Source organism: Clostridioides sp. ES-S-0190-01, from assembly GCF_020658275.1.
In the GTDB taxonomy this organism is placed as follows: domain Bacteria; phylum Bacillota; class Clostridia; order Peptostreptococcales; family Peptostreptococcaceae; genus Clostridioides.
The window spans coordinates 1-18,272 of record NZ_JACVWA010000054.1 but is presented as its reverse complement, the minus strand read 5'-3'; the positions used below and the strand labels follow the sequence as shown (position 1 = coordinate 18,272).

The window sequence follows — 18,272 nt, the reverse complement described above, 5'->3', positions numbered from 1 at the left end:
ATATTCTTAAAAATATATAATTTTTTTATAATTAGGAGGTAAAATATTGAAAAAAATATTTATAGCAGAAAAACCTTCAGTAGCTAAAAATATTGCTGATAAATTTAATATTAAAAATAGACAAGATGGTTACTTTGAAGGAGAGGATTATATAATAACTTGGGCTTATGGTCACTTATTTCAATTGTTTGATGCTAAAGATTATAATGAAGCCATGTCTATCTGGAAAATGGATAATTTCCCTTTCATCCCAGATAAATTTAAATATAAATCTAAAGAGGATGTAAAAAAACAAGTAAATATAATAAAAAAATTGATAAATCGTGAAGATGTTAATGAGATAATATCTGCAACCGATTTTGATAGAGAAGGAGAATTAATTTCACATGAAATTTTGACTTGTTTAAAAGCTACTAAACCAATAAAGAGAATCCTTTTAAATGAATGGACTCCAGAAGAAATTAGCAAAGGTATGAAAAACTTAAAAAATAATATAGATATGAAACCTCTCCAAGATGCAGGTATGAGCAGACAATTAGCAGATTGGATAATAGGTATAAATCTGACATCAGTATCAACCCTAAAATATCGAAATGGGAATACTAAAACAATTAATATAGGAAGAGTTCTACTTCCGACCTTAAAAATTATCTATGATAGAGATAAAGAAATAGAAAATTTTGTTACAAGCACTTATTACAAATTATTGGCAACATTTAATACTAATAAAAATGAATTTTTAGAAGGAGTATATTATGACGAAAATAATAATGAAAAGTTTGATGACGAAAAAACTCCAGAAAAATTGGTTGCTTTGATAAAAGGACAAAAAGGTAAGATATTAAATAAAGAAGTTGAAAGAAAAAAGGAGAAAGCTCCTTCTCTATTTAATTTATCTGGGTTACAAGGCCATGTTACAAGTAAATATAATAATTGGACCTCAGACAAAGTTTTAAAAGTCGCACAATCTCTATATGAAAATAAATATATAACTTACCCACGTACAGATAGTATCGCATTAGAGGAAAGTTTAAAATCAAAAGCTGAAAGAGTACTAAATGTTCTAAAAAAGGGAGAGCCTTTTGAAGATAAAATTAAATTTAATGATAGCAAAAAGATATTTGATAATTCAAAGGTTGAAAGTCATAGTGCAATTATTCCAACTTATATAATTCCTAAAGACCTAACCCCTGATGAAAGCATAGTATATACAGAAATAAAAAATAGATTCTTTATGCAATTTATGCCCATGGCTGAATATGATGAGACTACTCTTATAATAAAAGTTTTAGTTGACGATTTAAAAGGATGTTTTATATCTAAAGGAAAGATAGAAATAGTTACTGGTTGGAAAGAAATAGAAAAAAGAGATGCTAAAGATGTTCTTTTACCTGGTGTAAATGAAAATGACATATTAGGTATAGAAGATGTTAGTATAGGTACAGTTGTAAGAAAACCACCTAAACCACATACAGAAAAGACTCTACTAAAAATTATGCAAACTTGTGGAAAAAGTTTTAAAAATGATGATGATTCAAATGAAATAATGGAATCCGTCTTGAGTGGATTTAGTATAGGGACATCTGCTACAAGAGCAGACACTATAAAAAAATTAAAAGATACTGGATATGTGGAAACTAAGGGAAAGAGCCTTTCTTGCACAAGTTTAGGAGTTAGCTTAATTGAGAACTTTCCTGTTCGACAATTACTTGACTTAGAATATACAGGTAAACTTGAGAAAACCCTTTTGGATATAGAAAAGGGACTTTGTAAAAAAGAAGATTTTTTAAACACTATAAAAGATTTTACTATTAATGCTGTAAGTTTAATAAAAAATGATAATTCTACATTACTTCTTCCTACTTCAAATAATAAAAAATTCACTAAACCTGTAATTGGGAAATGCCCACTTTGTCAGGGGGATATTATTGAAAATGATAAAAATTTTGGATGTAGCAACTGGAAAACAGGATGTAAATATGCAATCTGGAAAAATGATAAATATATTAAAACATTAGGTAAAAAAGTAACCCCTACTATGGTAAAAAAATTACTGAAAGAAGGAAAGGTTGAATTTAAAGATCTTGTTAGTAAAAAAGGCTCAAAATATACAGCTTATCTAAGTTATGGATTAGATAAAGATACTGGCTTTTTTAGTTGGAAGATGGAATTTTAAAAATAATAATAAATAAAATAGAAGTAAAATTTTACTTCTATTTTATTTATTGGTTTCTCGTGAAACAAACATTGTATTAAATATAGATAGAAAGGAAAAATATGTTTTATATTAGATTATTTTTACTTAAGATAGCAAACAATACATTAAAAAAACCATTAAATTTATATATGGGATTAAATATCTTTTTATTTATATTACTTTATATATTTAAAGGTTTAGGTTCTTATTTAACTATGCAACCTATATTAATTATTATTGTGCTTAGTACTAAGAGAATTACCCCTCTAACTATTTTTTTCGCCCCAACAAAACATTTAAGCATGAATTTACTTGATTTAGATATATTCAAAAATTTAAACTATGATATATCTTCAGATAAAGATAAAATAGCTGATTTTATTAAGCTTGATTTTAAAAAATCTTTATTAGAACTTAATAGGAGAAAAGTTAAAGTTATTAGATTCAATACGCATAAATGGGTCATTAATAACACCTTAAAAGAGATGAATGAGCTATTAGATAATTATAAAATAAATATAAAATTTATTGGAAAATGTTATATAAGAGATGATATCTTACTTATAGCTGGTAAAAATACTAACTCCTGCGATATATTGAGAAAGAAATATAAAGTTATTCTTATAAGAAAGGATTCAAATACTTGATAGCAGAAAATCAAAAAATCTCTACAATAAATGAAGTAATCTTATTGATAAAAGAAATTAATTACATTAAAAACTATAATATCTATAATAAAATATCTAAATTAGAACTCTTCTCTATACATAGAGAAACATTTTACCATTTGTTTAGATGTCAGGAGCTCGCCTTTTACTTTTCTCAGGTATTAATGTTAAGTGGAGATAAAAAAATAACTTTAATTGAAGGTTGTCTACTCCATGATATTGGCAAGCTGACATTAGATCCTAAATTGTTGTATAAAAAAGATAAATTATCTAAAGATGAATATTTATATATAAAAAGACATACTGAGTTCAAATCTCCTATTTTGTCTTTAGATATTAATACTCTTATTAGACTTCATCATAAAAACCTCTGCTTTTTAAGATATAGTAAGTTGTATGAAATTCTCAAAATAATTTTAATTATTGACGCTTATGATGCTATGAACAATAAAAGAAGCTATAAAGATAAACTTAGTTATGAAAAAATAAAAATTGAAATATTTAATAACCTAAATATACAATTTGATGAAGAATATTCAATTAAATTTTTATTATTCTTAGACTTATTTAATAAAGAAAAAACACTATTATAATAATAGTGTTTTTTAACTTGCTATCTTGTTTTCAAGTTTCAATCTTTCAAGTTTTTCTCTTAGCCTGGATATCCTATTCAATGAATTAGTTTGTTCTATTGAATAATTTAAGGCTTCTTCTTCTCCTATCATAATTAATTTCTCTTTTGCTCTTGTCATGCCTGTATAAATTAGGTTTCTATTTAAAGATGCTCTTTGACTGTGATGAATTGGCATTATTATAGCTGGGAACTCGCTTCCTTGGCTTTTATGAATAGTCATAGCATAGCTTAATTCTAATTCATCAATTAAGTCTTCAGTGTAAATCACATTTTTCTCATGCAATTTATATTCTACTTCTATTTCATATTCAAGAATTCCTTTTTGAGAAACTTTCGTGTATATTTTTCTTATAACTCCAATATCTCCATTAAATACACCTAAATTATAATTATTTGAGTTCTGCATTACTCTGTCCCCTATTCTAAGACAATTATAATTATCTATTGAATATTCTGGATTAGAGGATTTAGGATTAAATTCTTGTTGTAAAACTCTATTTATTTCTTTAACTCCAATTTCATTTAATTTTAATGGTGTTAATATATAAATATCTTCAAATTTAAAATTGTGTTTTTCTATTAAACATTTTATGCTTCTTAATATATTACTCTTTATTTTAAAAATATTGCTCTCTTTCCAAAAAATAAAGTCACTTCCAGCTTTATTTGATACATCAATCCCATCTTTCGAAGTTGTTAACAATCCTGAATTAACTTTATGAGAATTTAAAATTATACTTGAATCTTTCGATTGTCTAAATATTTTATTAAGCTTAACAACAGGTATTATATTACTGTCTATTAAATCTTTTAAAATTAGTCCTGCTCCAACAGAAGGAAGTTGGTCCACATCTCCTACTATTATAATCATTGTATTTTCATGGATTTTTGAGATTAATTTGTCAAATAAAGAAGCATCTATCATTGATGCCTCATCAATGATAACAACATCTTCTGTTATTTCTTCTAACTCTGTGTTTTTATATGGATTTATCTTCAACCCCCTATGAATAGTAGAAGATTCCATTTTTATTAACTCTTTCATGCGGTTAGAAGCTTTTCCTGTAGGAGCAAGTAATCTTATTCTAACTTTAGGATTTATATACTTTAAACAATTGACAATAATATTTGTTAAAAATGTTTTTCCTGTACCTGGACCACCTGTAATAATAGATAGCTTACTATTTAAAACTGTATTTAAAGCTTCTTTTCTTTTTAAGTCTAAAGTAAAAAAATTACTTTCATAATAAGATATGAAATTATCTATATCTTTTTTTTGTAAAAATTCAGACTTAGGTTTATTTAATAAGTTTTTTATGTTATTAACAATATTATTCTCTACATAATTATAAAAACTCTTATAAATGTAAGTATTTCCTTTTTCATCTTTTTCTATAATTACTAACTTTAATGCCACTAACTCCTCTAATGCAAATTTAATTTGATCTTCTGATATATTATTATTGCTATAACTACTAAATCTATTTAAAAATCTGTTTAAGTTGCTAAAAATCATATCTTTATATATACACATGTCTCCATTACTGTCTGTTCTATAATTAAGATATTCCAAAATGGAACACACTACACGTTTAGGGTTATCTGAACCTAACCCAAGGTTATTAGCTATTTTATCTGCATATATGAATTTTATATTACCATTAGTGCAAATAGAGTAGGGATTATTAAGTATCTTAGGTAAACTAAGCTCTCCATAGATCTCATACACTTTTATTGCTATCCTTGTAGCTATTCCCATTCCTTGTATAAAGAAAGCTAATTCTTGAAAATTTTCAAATTCAATTAGTTGTTGATATATAAGCTTTGCTTTTTTCTCTGTTATTTTAGGAACAGTCAATAAAATCTTATAATCATTTTTTATTAATTTTAGAACTCCCATCCCTAAAATCTCAACTATTTCCAATGATTTTTTTAAACTAAGCCCCTTAACTCTCTTATTTATAAACTCTGCTAAGGTCTTCTTACTTTCAGGTATAATAATTTTAGGTATTTCCTCTAAATAAAAAAAATCTCCATAAATATCATCAAACTTTTTTGTTACCTTTCCTTCATATTCATCTCCTTCATAAAGAATAGGGAAAAACCCCTTAACAGTAATTTCTTGAGTGGAATTATTATCTATTTTATTTTTTAATATAGCTTTACAAATTGAATATCTCTTTTCATTATCTCTATAATTAATTTTTTTAATTACAAATTTAATATAGTATTCCATAAATATCCCCTTTTTTATTTTTTATATTCAATATAATTATATCATTTTTGTCCTACAAATAATCATTATTTTTATTATTTTTAATAATATAATATATAAATAAAATGATTAAGAAGGTGCTTAGAGTGGATAACTTATATAAGATTCTTATTATTAATAGTACTTTTTTTATAAGCAATATAATAAAAACAGCTATTAACAATAAACCCCAAAAAAATAAGTGTAGTTTTAGTGTAATTAATAAAGAGTGTGTAGCTGGTAATGAATTAGAAGAAATAGAAAAAAATAAAATAAAAATTGTTATTATTGACATAAACACATTAAATGAAATTAGATTAATAAAAGAGATTAGTGAAAATTTTAAAGAAATAAATATAATAGTACTTACCTCCCTCTCAGACCAGTTAATTAGAGATGAAATATTAAAATATACTTCTTATTATATAAAAAAACCTTTGGCTGAAATTGAGCTTTGGAATAAATTAGATTTAATTGTTAAATCAAACCTAAAACGAAAAGAAACTAAAGAAACTAAAGAAACTAAAAATATTCCCCCAAAAAGTACTTCATTTTGTAAAGAAACTAAAGAAACAAGTAATTTAACAGTATCCAAGAACTATTTATTAGATTCAATTAAATTTAATATTCATGACTTAGTAAATGAGCTGAAAACTCAGCAAACATATGACACAGATGGAAATAAATTAATTGAGGAAGCAGGATCCATTTCAAATAAAGAAAATCAACCAGTTGAAAAAGAGAAGGAGCAAGCAAATACATCCTCAATTAATTTAAGTTTTTTAAATAATTTTGAGGGTAGTACACAAAAAATGGAATTAAATAATGCATGTAAATACTATAATAGGAAAAATACAAATAAATGTATTGAAATAACTCCACCAAAAGAAGATAAGAGAAAAAATATAGAGATAAAACACACTTTAAAAAGAGATAATTGTGAGAAAAAAGAAAAAAAGAAAAATACTTTTAGGGAGTTACTAAAAAATCTTAAAAAAAAATCTTAAAAAAAGAGAGGAAAATAAAAAAATATGAAAAACATTAATAAAGAATCTTTAGAGAGATACAAAAATTACATGGAAGAAAAAAAAGTTTTAAGTGGAACAGTAAGACTTGTAAAATTCGATGAAGAATTAAACTCTGACATCTTAATAATAATTTTAGAAGATGGAGGAGAAGTAATAATGAAAAGAGAAGACATTGATATAAGACAAACAAATCGTTCACTTACACCTTATTTATTTAAAAAAATAGAATTTATATTAACTGATATAATTGAGAGCGAAGAAAATGAAGTTAAAATGTTAGCTTCTCGTAAAGAAATAAAAGAAAAAGATAGAGATCAATTAATTAAAAAGTTAGAAGAAGGAGAAGAATTTGAAGCTAAGGTTGTACACTTAGAAAAATTTGGTGCATACTTAGAGATTAATGAAACTACAGTAACAATAAGAAATACAGAGTTCTCAGATGATTATACAAATGTGTCTGATATATATAAAGTAGATGATGTTATTAAAGTTAAATTATTTAAAGTTAATAGCAATAAAAGAATATACGTTGAAGCTGTAGAAAAATACAAAAGTAACGCTATAATTGACATGGATTCTTTTACGACTGGTTCTGTTGTTATTGGATCTGTTAGAACAATAAGAACAGACGATTGCTTTGTATGTATAGCTCCTAATTTAGATGTCCTATCTCCTATTCCAACTTTTTCAGATTACGAATTAGTTGAAGGAGATAAAGTATCTTTACTTATAAAAAAAGTAGAAACTAAGCAAGATGCTAATTCTGAAAAACTTATTTATAGAATAAAGGGTAAAATTATAAGAATACTAACAGAAGATATTAAATAATAGTATAACTTCAATTCTTTAATTAAAAGGCAGGTTTGAACTTGCCTTTTAATTAATAATTTTTTTATTATAATGAAAGGAATAGTAATTTTATGTATATAAAAGACTCTAATATCTATAAGTCTATACCAGAAGGTTATAAACAAATTTTTCAAAATAAATTTAGAAATAATATTTCTAAACATCAAGTCTTAAATTTAGTTACAGATAAAAAATTATCTAACCGAGATATTGCTATTGCTGAATTTTTATTTAATTTTAAATTTGCCACTGCTAATAATATATATGATTTTTTAAAAATCAATAACATCCTCACTTTAAAGAAATATAACGAAGGAGAAGAAGAAAAAGAGACTTCTTTTATTAGTATAAAATCCAGGCTTGATAAACTTGTTCAATATGGCATTTTGAATAAATTTATTCTATCAAAGATAGATGATTTAAAGAATCAAGCTGATGCACTTAATATATATTGTTTGGATTTAGGAGGGAAATTTTTATTAACAAATTATTCAAAACAAGATACTGTGAATTGGCAAACATCTATAAATTTAAATTCATCTGAAAATGTAGGGAAAGAACTCTTTATAACTAATTTTTATTTAAAATTATTAGATGTATGTAATGTAGTTTATTTTGAAACTCATCCACTTAGAAAAGCAGATAAGATAAATCTTTCTCCAAGTTTTGAATTTGCTATTGAAAGCAATGGAGTTAAAAACTATTTCATAGGAGAAGTTACTCGCCAGTTTGATATACCTATTCTTTTTTCTAAAAGAATAGAGAAGCTTGATAGACTTCTTAGTACAAATTCTTGGAAAAAATATTATCTTGATAGCCAGGTAGTACCTACATTATTTGTTTTTACAGAAACAGATGAATTAGCTGTTGATGCATCAAGATTGGTTTTTAATACAACTAATTTAGAAAAAGTTAGGTTTGGAACTGATGAGAGAATTTTTAATAATTTATCTACAGGTTTTCTAAAATATATGCCAGAGCACAAGAAACTCAAAATAATTAAACTAAAATACTTCGAAAAATAGTAGAACAATATTGTTCTACTATTTTTTTAAAATAAAAAGAATAACAAGTAATAAATTACAGCTCCTCCACTTATCATAGAAAAACATATAAGAGATATAAACATGTTGTTTAACACAATTTTTCTCTCTTGAGGATTTCCTCCAACCATTCCTAATTTAATAAGATGGATTAATAAAACAGCTAAACTTAAAAGTATACAAACTCCAATAAAAACATTAAAGTAAAAACTATATGTTGACTGTACTTTTTTTAAACTCTCTAAAAAGCCAGCATCAGTTGAAGCTTTTATTTTTATATTTTCTTCATTAACTGAAAAAGCGTCTATTCTAAAAATATTTAATAATAAAATAGGTGAGAATATCAAACTATTTATTTTAAAAATTATTTTTTTTTGTAATTTTTTTATTTTTTTCACATCCCTTGTTAAATAATTTTAAATTTTATTTTTTTATTATTATTTTTATTAAATAATTATATAAAATATAATATATTTTATTTTTTTATTATATTTCATATTATTTATAATAATTTATATTTATTTTTTATATTTAAAAATATTTTATAATTTATTACAAAAAAATATATAAATACGTAATAGCCAAGCATACAATAGCAACTAATAAATCATGTTTACTTGTTTTTAATTTAAGAATTCTAAATTTCTTATTTGAAATAGGATAAAATATGGGTATACCAGAAACTGTAATAAAATCTAACAATAGATGGCTAATCCATCCTATAGAAATACCAACTATTAAAGAAATATAATAAATTTGATAGTTTATATTAACCATATCTACTAATAGAAATAATACCAACATAGAACCTATTAAAAGGATAGGAGAATGGATAAATCCTCTATGTCCAAATTTACTATTTAAAAGGTTTGAGAGGGGTTTACATTTACTACCTAAGCTACTATTAGGATGATCTATATCTGGCAACAATGAACCTGCTATTGAGCCAAATAATATTATAAAAGTTAAGTAGGATTGTTCTATATAAGAATAATCTAAATTTAGTTTTTTAAATAAAAAAAATAGTCCTAATATAAAAAATAATATTAATTTATTTTTTATATTAAAAGGAATCTTTCTTATTAAATATGGAGAAGTAATAGTTATAACTCCTATAGTAACAATAGAAAATAACATGCTTTGACTATATTGATGTTTTAATAAATAATCAGCAGTTACAATTCCTATACATATCCCAGCAATTTTATGTGTTTTGCCCTGCAATATCTTTTCTCCTTTCTAATTATTTCTATATTATAGATTTCTGTTTATTTTATATAATTATTTAATAGGTGGATGTAGTATTTTTTATCATATAGAAAATATTTTTATTTAATCATAGAAGTGTATATTATATAAAATAAGCTATGACAAATAAGATAAATAGGAGAGTTAAATGGAAAATTTGCAAAATGATAATAAAAACACAAATTTAATAATTGGCACTAATAATAATAATGAAATTTTTATTTCACAAAAAAATAGATATTTAAATATGATTGTGTTGGGTAAAAAGGGGACAGGGAAGACCTCTAAAGTTTTACCTACATTAGCTTCACAGGATTTACAAAATAAAAAGATAGGCATGACTCTGATAGTAACTAAAAAAGAAATGGCTTATACTTTAAATGCTTTAGCTAAAGAATATGATAGAGAAGTAGTATTTTTAAAGGTAAGTACCAATATAGAAATATTAAACCATTTTTTATTTATGGATAAATATGAATATGATTATATAAATGAAAATATTATAAATTATAAAGAAGCTATTAAAAAGAAAAAAATTGTAATTATTGACATGGAAGTAGCAAAATATAAATATAATGCAATAAATGCTGTTAAAATGCTACTATTACAACTAACTTTAGATATACAAGAGACAGATATAACACAAAGGAATCCACACATTCTATATATAGATGATTCTTTTTACTATTTAGACTCACTTGAGTATTTATTAAATTATTCAGACGATTATAATATAGGCTTAATTTTATTCTTTCAATCAAGAAATCAATTTTTACTTAACAATAAAGATTATACTGCTTTATTGGATAATAATATAAGAACAACAATACTTCTTAATTCTTTAAATGTAGAAGATGTGCAATACTATCAGAAAAGAATCTATGAGAAAAAAAATCCATCAGATTTTTACCAGCAACATTTAAATTCTTTTCTTTATGAGTCTTTAAAATCTACTGGTGTTAGAATTGTAGGATCTGGGCAATTTAAATTTCTCGACAATGAGTTTATCGAAAATCTTGAAAAAAAATCTAAGAGATTAAGAAATAAGTTAATAAAAAATACTAAAGATGAGTATAAAAATAAAAATATGATTAAAGATATTAGTTATTTAGAAGGAGAACCTACACCAGTAGACCCTCGCTTAATCTTTGGGGAAGATATATCTCACAATAATAAAGAAATTGATATTTTAATTAAATCTGAAGATAATCACAAACAAAGTTCTTTTGGTGAAATGGAGAAAGAAAAAAAGAGAAAAATATCATCTTTTTTATTTAATAAAGAATCCGAAAATATAAGTTATGTAAATAATAATTTTGATTATAAATTCTAATTAAAAAATAATGAGGGATATCTATAATCCCTCATTATTTTTTAATTTTATAAACTATTAATATTTTTATTAATTTCATCATTTTTTAAAATTTTTAAATATAGCTTTACTACAGAAACCATTTCTTCTATAATATAATCTAAAAAGCTACTTTCTACTGCTAATCTTGGATATTCATTAGTTATTAAATACTTAATCACTCCAGCAATGGTTGATTTATATTCATAAAGAAGATATTTTTCTTGTTTCTCTACGCTTAATGGATTTTTAACTAAATAAGAACCTTTTGAATTAAAATCATACATCTTTTTTACTATAGATTTTTTACACACATTTAAATAATTATCTTTAAACATAGTAAAGTCAAACCTATTTTCTAATTTTTCCTTATAGGTAAACATCATGTTAATAAATTCGCATTCTAAATCTTTTTCATGGTTCATATTAAAATTAACCCAGAATTTTTTATTTTTTAATTTCATATCTAAAGCTTTAATAAAAGACAAAAAATCAATTGAAGTACAATTTTTTTCTATAGATAATTTATATGAAACTGCAATCTCTTTGGCCATATCTTGAGAAAAACCTAATAGCATTAATTTTAGAATAAAATAATTAAAAATAATTTTTTCTTCAGAAACAGTAAGTTTATTATTAAGTACAAAATTTGTTTCAAACTCTTTAATCCAAGACATATCTTCATGAGCCAATTCTGTACCTATTTCATTTTTAATTACCTTATTGACTATAATGTTCACATCTTTGGCTTTTAGTTTATAATTGCTGTCTATACTATCTATGTTACCACTATAATTTTCAAATACTAAATTTTGGAGATTAAGCTTTTTACAGGATAATTTTAATTCTTTATTTGGACAATATAAAATATCTAAATCAAAAGTTAAAAAGTATTCACTTTCATTTTCATACATTTAAAAAGCTCCTTTCTCTTTTTATTAAAAAATCAAATCTTTATTACTTTTGTTGTAATCATTAACATTGTTAATTTCATTAATAATTTCAGTTGGCAATAATTCTTCCAATTCTTTATATTTTTCACTAAAAGAGGATTTTAGTGTGGATATCTCTTCTTCTACCTTTTGTGGATTAACCCCAAGATTTTCTATTTCTTTTTTACATTTTTCATAAGAGTTCCTTAAGTTATTTAATTCTGCTTCACATTTGATTAAAGCTTTTCCTCCATCACTAATTATTTTTTCAAGAATAGGAAGCTCTTTAACCATTGCCTCATAATTTAATTTTTTTTCTTTCATAAAAAAACACATCCTTTTGTACATTTTTTTTATTAAAACACTTTTTTAGTACTATAATATAGTATTTAGTTTTATAAATTATAAGAAAATATGTATAGATATTATTAAGATATAAATAAAAAGGGGATTAGAGATATGTTAAATAAAAAATATAAAATAAAAGTAATATTATTTAGTACTGCCTTTGTTTTATTTGGGCTTATATCAAGTGTTTCTGTTTATAACCAAATAAACAACAATCATAATAATAACAAGGGGGAAACTCAAGAAAAAATAGAAAAAGATATACAAAAAGAATTAGGTAAGTTGTCTCCTGAAGAAAAAAGTAAAATGAGTGATAAGGATAAACTATTAAAAACTTATGGAGAAAATGCTAATAAAATATTAAATAGCGTTAAATTAGGCGAAGATAACAATAGCGAATTTCCAAAAGAGGATACAGATAAATTGTATAATAATTTAATAAAATTAGCTCAGAATGCTAACTACGATAAAATTTTAGATAAGGTTGACAAAGAATTAGAAACATATAAGTTTAAAGAAGAATATAATTGGAAAATAGGAAATGTCTATAGTGATGCAAATATTATGTTATCTACTCTTACAGCACCTATACAGGGTAAGGGATATATGGTCAAAAACTTAAAAGATCCAAACATGATTTTAATTGGGACACTTATGATTCCAGAAGAATCCAGAAGGGATGTTATTTTAGAAAAAACCAGTTTATCTCCTATTTTTGATGGACCTGTTACAATTTTATCTTCCGAAGTCTTAGATACTAAAGATAGTGTATATGCTGAGATTTCAACAAAAATTGAACATTTTAAAGATGTCTATAAAATAAATTTTAAGATTGAAAATTTTCTGTTATATGCTTATATAATAGACTCTGGAGAAGCAAATCCATTATTTTATAAAATAGTTAATGATGAATGTAATGAGACGCCTTATAAAGACATTAATTATTGGATATCTTTAAGTAATAATTAATAATATACACATTAAATAATGGAAAGTTATACTTTTTTTTAAAGCTTACTATAACAATAATAGTAAGCTTTTTCTTATGTATTTTTAATATTTTGCTTGCTAATATTACGAAAGGACTTATCATAATTTTAAATTAAATGAAAAAAGATGAAATTTTAGAAATCCTTAAAGATAAATTTTATGTTATTATAGCTGGTTTATCTTTTGCTGAGATTTTTTTATTGTTAATCCAATTATGTTTTAGAAAAAGTAGCATTATACTATGCTTGTTTGTTAGTTTTTCCAGTATAGCATATTATCTGACTTTTAAAGATGTTAAAGTCTTTAAACTAAAAAACATAGTATTTAGTTTTTTTATATTTTTAGGGATGTTATTAATTATAAACCATAGTTTAATATCTTTTTTAAATTCAACGAATATTGAATTTCATAAACTAATCATGGTTTTTATCTATTTATTAAATTTTATCTATCTATGTATTATTATAGGATTATCATCTCAAGAAAGTTTTAGAGAGACCATATCTCAAATAAATAACATTAATTTTTCTTCTAAACTATTTAAACCAGAAGAAGAGAAAATAAAACCTGGAGATGTTATTTTAGGGAAAAAAATTGAGTCTATTAATGGAAAAGCTGGAGAAATACTTGATACTCCTGTCTTTATACCATTAAAAGATAGATTCTTGCATATGTTAATACTTGGACCTACTGGTTGTGGTAAAACATCTCAGACCATAATTCCTATGATAAATCAAGATTTACAAAATAAAAAAATAGGAGTTACAGTACTTGAACCAAAAAGCGACCTTGCAGAAAAAGTATACCAAATGGCAAAAATCCATAATAGAGAAGTGATTTATTTTAATCCTTTACTTGCTGACTGTCCTTATTTTAATCCTTTGTTTGGTCATGAGAGTGAAGTTATAGAGAATATGGCTACAACTTTTAACATGTTAAACCCTGACTCTCCACAATTTTTTAAAGATATGTCAGATGGTCTTATTAGAAAGTCTGTAAAGTTATTAAAAAGGTTATATGGAGATGATGCAACTTTAATTGATTTAAATGACCTTGTTTGGAACTCAAATGGGATAGGTAAAAAAATAGTAAACGAATTTTCAAAGTTACCTGTAAGCAATCCTTTACAACAAAAAGAAAATGAAGAAATAGCTATTTGGTTTTTAACAGACTATTATTCAGGCATGACAGGTGATAGAAAAGGAACCAAGACCTATGAACATTGCTCAGGTGTTAGAACTCAAATATCCAAATTAGTATCCAATGAGTACCTTAGAAAAGCTTTAAATCCACCAAGAGGACATGGTACAGACATAGATTTTGATAAAGCTCTTGAAGAGGGATTGGTTATAACTATGACAACAACACAAGGTTCTTTAAGAGATTTAGGAAAGTTCCTTGGATATTTTATAATATTACAATTACAATCAAGTGTTTTTCGTAGACCTGGAGATGAAGATAGTAGAAAAGAAAACATGTTGTATATTGATGAGTTCCAAGTCTATGCAAATCAAGGTTTTGGAGAAATGTTGACACAAGGACGTTCCTATAGAGTAGCTTCTCATTTGGCTACACAAGCAAGAGACCAAATGAGTGTAGGTAGAGAAGGGGATAGTTTCCTTAAATTAGTTTCTGCAAATGCAAGAAATAAAATTATTTACCCTGGAATAAGTATAACTGATGCAAAATATTATTCTGAAGAGTTTGGAGAAGAATTAAGAACTACTATAGGAAGATCTTATTCAAAAGACCGTTATTTTTCTTCATTTTCAGATGAAAAAATGACAATAAAAGTAGATGAAAGATATGAACCAAGATTTTCTCCAAGCAATTTGATTTATAGAACATTTGGTCAAATTACACATTGTTTAGTTAAAAATAATACTGTCCAAATTCCAGCACTCGCTCAAATCGAATATATCCCAAATGATTTGCATGAAAAAATAAAAAAAATGGTAAAGGAATACAATGATGAACAAATTAAAAGAAATAAAGATTATGCAACAGAATATTCTAAAAGTGTTGCTTGTAATCATTTTCCAAATAAAGATATTCTATACGTTATAAAAAAAGATGATATAATAGAAAACAAAGAAGAATCTTTTGAATTAGAAGAGAATATAAATGATAATACAAATCCAATTCCAATAAGTATTGATATTGAAATTGAAGATGAGTATGAGTATGATGATATATAAAATATAAAAAGATATTTATTACACATAAATTAAAACAGATTTTAAAACATTAATTAGTGATTATAAATAATAGCTTTATTATAGCATTTGCAATATGTTTAAGAAAATATAAAATAAATGATTTGAACTATGTTAATAATAATTACATATTTTGTAGATAAATTTTATTTTTTTTATAATTAAAAAAATTATTATGTTAATAAAAAAACTTTCTTTTTGTTAAAAAAGTGGATAAAAATTTTATCAAAAAAAAGACACAGGCTATAGAAAAATTATTTTTTTCTAAAAACCTGTGCCTTTTTAAAAATTTGCATCATAAATTAGAATTAGCAATATTTTACTAATCCACATTTATGATATTATTTTAATTAATAAAGACTACCAAAAGTTATTAATTTCTTTTCGATAAAATTTCTTAAAAATCCAGCGGGGTTTTTAATCTTATTTATGTTTATATCGTCATTGTAGATAGTGTTTTTAAACATATAATCTAAACCTAAATAAACTTTTCTAATACCAAATTCTAAGCTTAAACAAGCTAAGTCATTTATAATTAAAGCTTTTTCTCCTTCCAGATTTCGTAAATCTTCTTTAGAATTATTGTTTTGTAAAAGTAGTTTAGAGTGATTATAACTATAAGAATAATTGTTTTGATCAAATAAATTCTTAATCTTTTCACTTACCTTAGATACAAATTTTTTGTTAAATTCAGTTTTAGATTCATAATCCTTTGTTTCTAAGCTATCTCCAACCATTTTAAATTTTGTATTTTTGCTACTTAAAACATCAAAAATAAATTTATCTGATTTTTTTATATATAAAGGTAGTACATCTACTAATTTATCTTTACTAAATCTAATTTTTTTTCCTTTTGCTTTACAAGCATCTATCCATAAAAGCTTTTTTAATTCAATTTTTAGTTCATTTACATTTTTTAAATTTATTAAATGTACTAAGTGATTAAGTGTTAAAGTTATATAACCACTACCACCATTTTCTTTTTTGTAATGATTTTTATATTCATCTGCAATTACAATATCAAATCTACCATAATTAATAGCAGGAGTAAAATAAGCAAGTCCTAAATAAGAAAGTGTTTTTTGGTTGCTTCTCGCAGTAACTATAGATATATTACATAATTTAGCAATATCTTTATAAGAAATGTTTTTTCTAACAAAGCAATCATTTGCAAAAGGCAAAAAATGATATAACAAATATTGTTTTATTAAAGACTTATTTGAAGAAATAATTTTTGTATAATTATTCTTTGTTAATCCTAATTCTTTTTCAAGTTTAGAAAGTCCATTATCATTTATTTTAATTACATCTATTTTCCTTTTAAAAGCTGATATAATCTCTTTTATTTTTGATTTAGATATTCTTGCATTTGCCTTTAATTCATCAAACATATATTTATTATCCACTTTTTTACCTCCTTTCTTATATTTTTTACATTTTATAAAACGTATTTTACAAAAGATACATGCAAAAGTAAAGTATGCAGATTCTATTGTATTTTTTGATATATCATTGAAATTTAAATGAAAAAAGAAAGTATGCAAATATTATTGTAGTTTTCATCAAAACAAGTATTTGCAATCAGTTTGAGTTTTTTTATTTTTTCTTTATAAAACAAAAAAAATTTTCCGACAATTTTTGCAAGCAAAAAAATCAAAAAACTACAATAGTATGCAGATATTATTGTAATTTTGAAATCTGAAAAATAGCTAAAAATTAAAGTATGCAAATATTATTGTAGTTTTATAAAAGATAAAATGAAATCAGTTTAAAATCTCAATGTTTTTATTGTTTTTCGACATGTCTGAGTAATTAAATATAAATATTTAATAAAAAGAGTATTAACTTACAATATATAATGTACTTAAAAGTATGCAAATATTATTGTAGTTTTTAAATGAACAAACCTTAAGATATTATTGATATACAACAGAAGCTTTAATAGATGCTAATTATCACCATAAAAGTATGCAAATACTATTGTAGTTTTTTAGTATAATATATATACTAATACAAAAATATATAAGCACTATTGTAATTTTTTACCATTATATATCTGATAATATGTAGATTCTATTGGATTTTAATTATAATAAGATAATTAAAACCATAAAAGTATGCAGATAATATTGTAGTTTTGGATATAATAGATGATTATTAGAATAGAAGTATGCAGATATTATTGTAATTTTTAATTATAATACATAATTGAAATTAAAAAAGTATGCAGATAATATTGTAGTTTTAATTAAAATAGATAATTATTAGTATAAAAATATGCAGATATTATTGTAGTTTTAATGATATGTATAATTATTAGTATAAAAGTATGCAAGTATTATTGTAGTTTTTAACATTGGATAGTGATTAGTATAAAAGTATGCAAGTATTATTGTAGTTTTAATGATATGTATAATTATTACTATGATAGTATGTAAAAATTATTGTAGTTTTTAACATTGGATAATTATTAATATAAAAGTATGCAAATATTATTGTAGTTTTAATGATATG

At 23.7% G+C, this 18,272-nt stretch carries 15 protein-coding genes; 9 read left to right on the top strand and 6 right to left on the bottom strand.

Features of this window, described 5'->3' with window-relative positions; genetic code table 11:
- Nucleotides 1–46 precede the first annotated feature (46 nt).
- From IC214_RS20365 to IC214_RS20355, 3 genes are all read left to right on the top strand, one after another.
- Nucleotides 47–2,176, top strand: a complete 2,130-nt coding sequence (locus tag IC214_RS20365) for a type IA DNA topoisomerase (protein ID WP_227825005.1) — start codon at nt 47–49, stop codon at nt 2,174–2,176.
- 323 nt (nt 2,177–2,499) lie between these two features.
- Nucleotides 2,500–2,844, top strand: coding sequence for a hypothetical protein (locus tag IC214_RS20360; protein WP_227845570.1), 345 nt, complete (start codon nt 2,500–2,502; stop codon nt 2,842–2,844).
- Entirely contained in the window at nt 2,841–3,458 is a 618-nt protein-coding gene (locus IC214_RS20355; protein ID WP_227861013.1) for an HD-GYP domain-containing protein, read from the top strand. Before IC214_RS20360 ends, IC214_RS20355 begins: the two co-directional genes overlap by 4 nt.
- A 12-nt stretch (nt 3,459–3,470) precedes the next feature.
- On the opposite strand, the gene IC214_RS20350 is transcribed toward IC214_RS20355, so the two are convergent.
- A complete protein-coding gene (locus IC214_RS20350) occupies nt 3,471–5,735 on the bottom strand; it encodes an AAA family ATPase (RefSeq protein WP_227825008.1) in 2,265 nt (754 codons plus the stop codon).
- Nucleotides 5,736–5,860: 125 nt separating this feature from the next.
- Between IC214_RS20350 and IC214_RS20345 the strand changes: the two genes are divergently transcribed.
- The 3 genes from IC214_RS20345 to IC214_RS20335 all read left to right on the top strand — a co-directional run bounded on the left by IC214_RS20345 (nt 5,861) and on the right by IC214_RS20335 (nt 8,655).
- Entirely contained in the window at nt 5,861–6,760 is a 900-nt protein-coding gene (locus tag IC214_RS20345; protein ID WP_227825009.1) for a response regulator transcription factor, read from the top strand.
- Between the two features lie 24 nt (nt 6,761–6,784).
- On the top strand, nt 6,785–7,609 hold the full coding sequence (locus tag IC214_RS20340; protein WP_227825010.1) for a S1 RNA-binding domain-containing protein: 825 nt from the start codon (nt 6,785–6,787) through the stop codon (nt 7,607–7,609).
- Between the two features lie 92 nt (nt 7,610–7,701).
- Entirely contained in the window at nt 7,702–8,655 is a 954-nt protein-coding gene (locus IC214_RS20335; RefSeq protein ID WP_227825011.1) for a hypothetical protein, read from the top strand.
- Nucleotides 8,656–8,681: 26 nt separating this feature from the next.
- Here IC214_RS20335 and IC214_RS20330 read toward each other — a convergent pair whose 3' ends face one another.
- On the bottom strand, nt 8,682–9,071 hold the full coding sequence (locus IC214_RS20330; protein ID WP_227825012.1) for a hypothetical protein: 390 nt from the start codon (nt 9,069–9,071) through the stop codon (nt 8,682–8,684).
- A 154-nt stretch (nt 9,072–9,225) separates the two neighbouring features.
- Nucleotides 9,226–9,897, bottom strand: coding sequence for a metal-dependent hydrolase (locus tag IC214_RS20325; protein ID WP_227825013.1), 672 nt, complete (start codon nt 9,895–9,897; stop codon nt 9,226–9,228).
- A 172-nt stretch (nt 9,898–10,069) separates the two neighbouring features.
- Between IC214_RS20325 and IC214_RS20320 the strand changes: the two genes are divergently transcribed.
- Complete coding sequence (locus IC214_RS20320; RefSeq protein ID WP_227825014.1) at nt 10,070–11,254, top strand: conjugal transfer protein TraG; 1,185 nt, start codon at nt 10,070–10,072, stop codon at nt 11,252–11,254.
- Between the two features lie 47 nt (nt 11,255–11,301).
- On the opposite strand, the gene IC214_RS20315 is transcribed toward IC214_RS20320, so the two are convergent.
- Nucleotides 11,302–12,186, bottom strand: coding sequence for a hypothetical protein (locus IC214_RS20315; RefSeq protein WP_227825015.1), 885 nt, complete (start codon nt 12,184–12,186; stop codon nt 11,302–11,304).
- Between the two features lie 24 nt (nt 12,187–12,210).
- Nucleotides 12,211–12,528, bottom strand: coding sequence for a hypothetical protein (locus tag IC214_RS20310; RefSeq protein ID WP_227825016.1), 318 nt, complete (start codon nt 12,526–12,528; stop codon nt 12,211–12,213).
- Nucleotides 12,529–12,663: 135 nt separating this feature from the next.
- On the opposite strand from IC214_RS20310, the gene IC214_RS20305 reads away from it, so the two are divergent.
- Nucleotides 12,664–13,521, top strand: coding sequence for a hypothetical protein (locus tag IC214_RS20305; RefSeq protein WP_227825017.1), 858 nt, complete (start codon nt 12,664–12,666; stop codon nt 13,519–13,521).
- 137 nt (nt 13,522–13,658) lie between these two features.
- Nucleotides 13,659–15,740: a type IV secretory system conjugative DNA transfer family protein gene (locus IC214_RS20300; RefSeq protein ID WP_227845568.1), complete on the top strand. Its 2,082-nt coding sequence runs from the start codon at nt 13,659–13,661 to the stop codon at nt 15,738–15,740.
- A 368-nt stretch (nt 15,741–16,108) separates the two neighbouring features.
- Here the strand turns inward: IC214_RS20300 and IC214_RS20295 are convergent, their stop codons facing one another.
- Entirely contained in the window at nt 16,109–17,164 is a 1,056-nt protein-coding gene (locus IC214_RS20295; RefSeq protein WP_227825019.1) for a hypothetical protein, read from the bottom strand.
- Nucleotides 17,165–18,272: the final 1,108 nt, after the last annotated feature.

Excerpts from the sequence above, each read along its gene's own strand:
- IC214_RS20310 (WP_227825016.1), bottom strand. The coding sequence starts at position 12,528 with ATGAAAGAAAAAAAATTAAATTATGAGGCAATGGTTAAAGAGCTTCCT.
- IC214_RS20320 (WP_227825014.1), top strand. The coding sequence starts at position 10,070 with ATGGAAAATTTGCAAAATGATAATAAAAACACAAATTTAATAATTGGC.
- IC214_RS20335 (WP_227825011.1), top strand. The coding sequence starts at position 7,702 with ATGTATATAAAAGACTCTAATATCTATAAGTCTATACCAGAAGGTTAT.
- IC214_RS20360 (WP_227845570.1), top strand. The coding sequence starts at position 2,500 with ATGAATTTACTTGATTTAGATATATTCAAAAATTTAAACTATGATATA.
- IC214_RS20340 (WP_227825010.1), top strand. The coding sequence starts at position 6,785 with ATGAAAAACATTAATAAAGAATCTTTAGAGAGATACAAAAATTACATG.
- IC214_RS20300 (WP_227845568.1), top strand. The coding sequence starts at position 13,659 with ATGAAAAAAGATGAAATTTTAGAAATCCTTAAAGATAAATTTTATGTT.
- IC214_RS20350 (WP_227825008.1), bottom strand. The coding sequence starts at position 5,735 with ATGGAATACTATATTAAATTTGTAATTAAAAAAATTAATTATAGAGAT.
- IC214_RS20315 (WP_227825015.1), bottom strand. The coding sequence starts at position 12,186 with ATGTATGAAAATGAAAGTGAATACTTTTTAACTTTTGATTTAGATATT.
- IC214_RS20305 (WP_227825017.1), top strand. The coding sequence starts at position 12,664 with ATGTTAAATAAAAAATATAAAATAAAAGTAATATTATTTAGTACTGCC.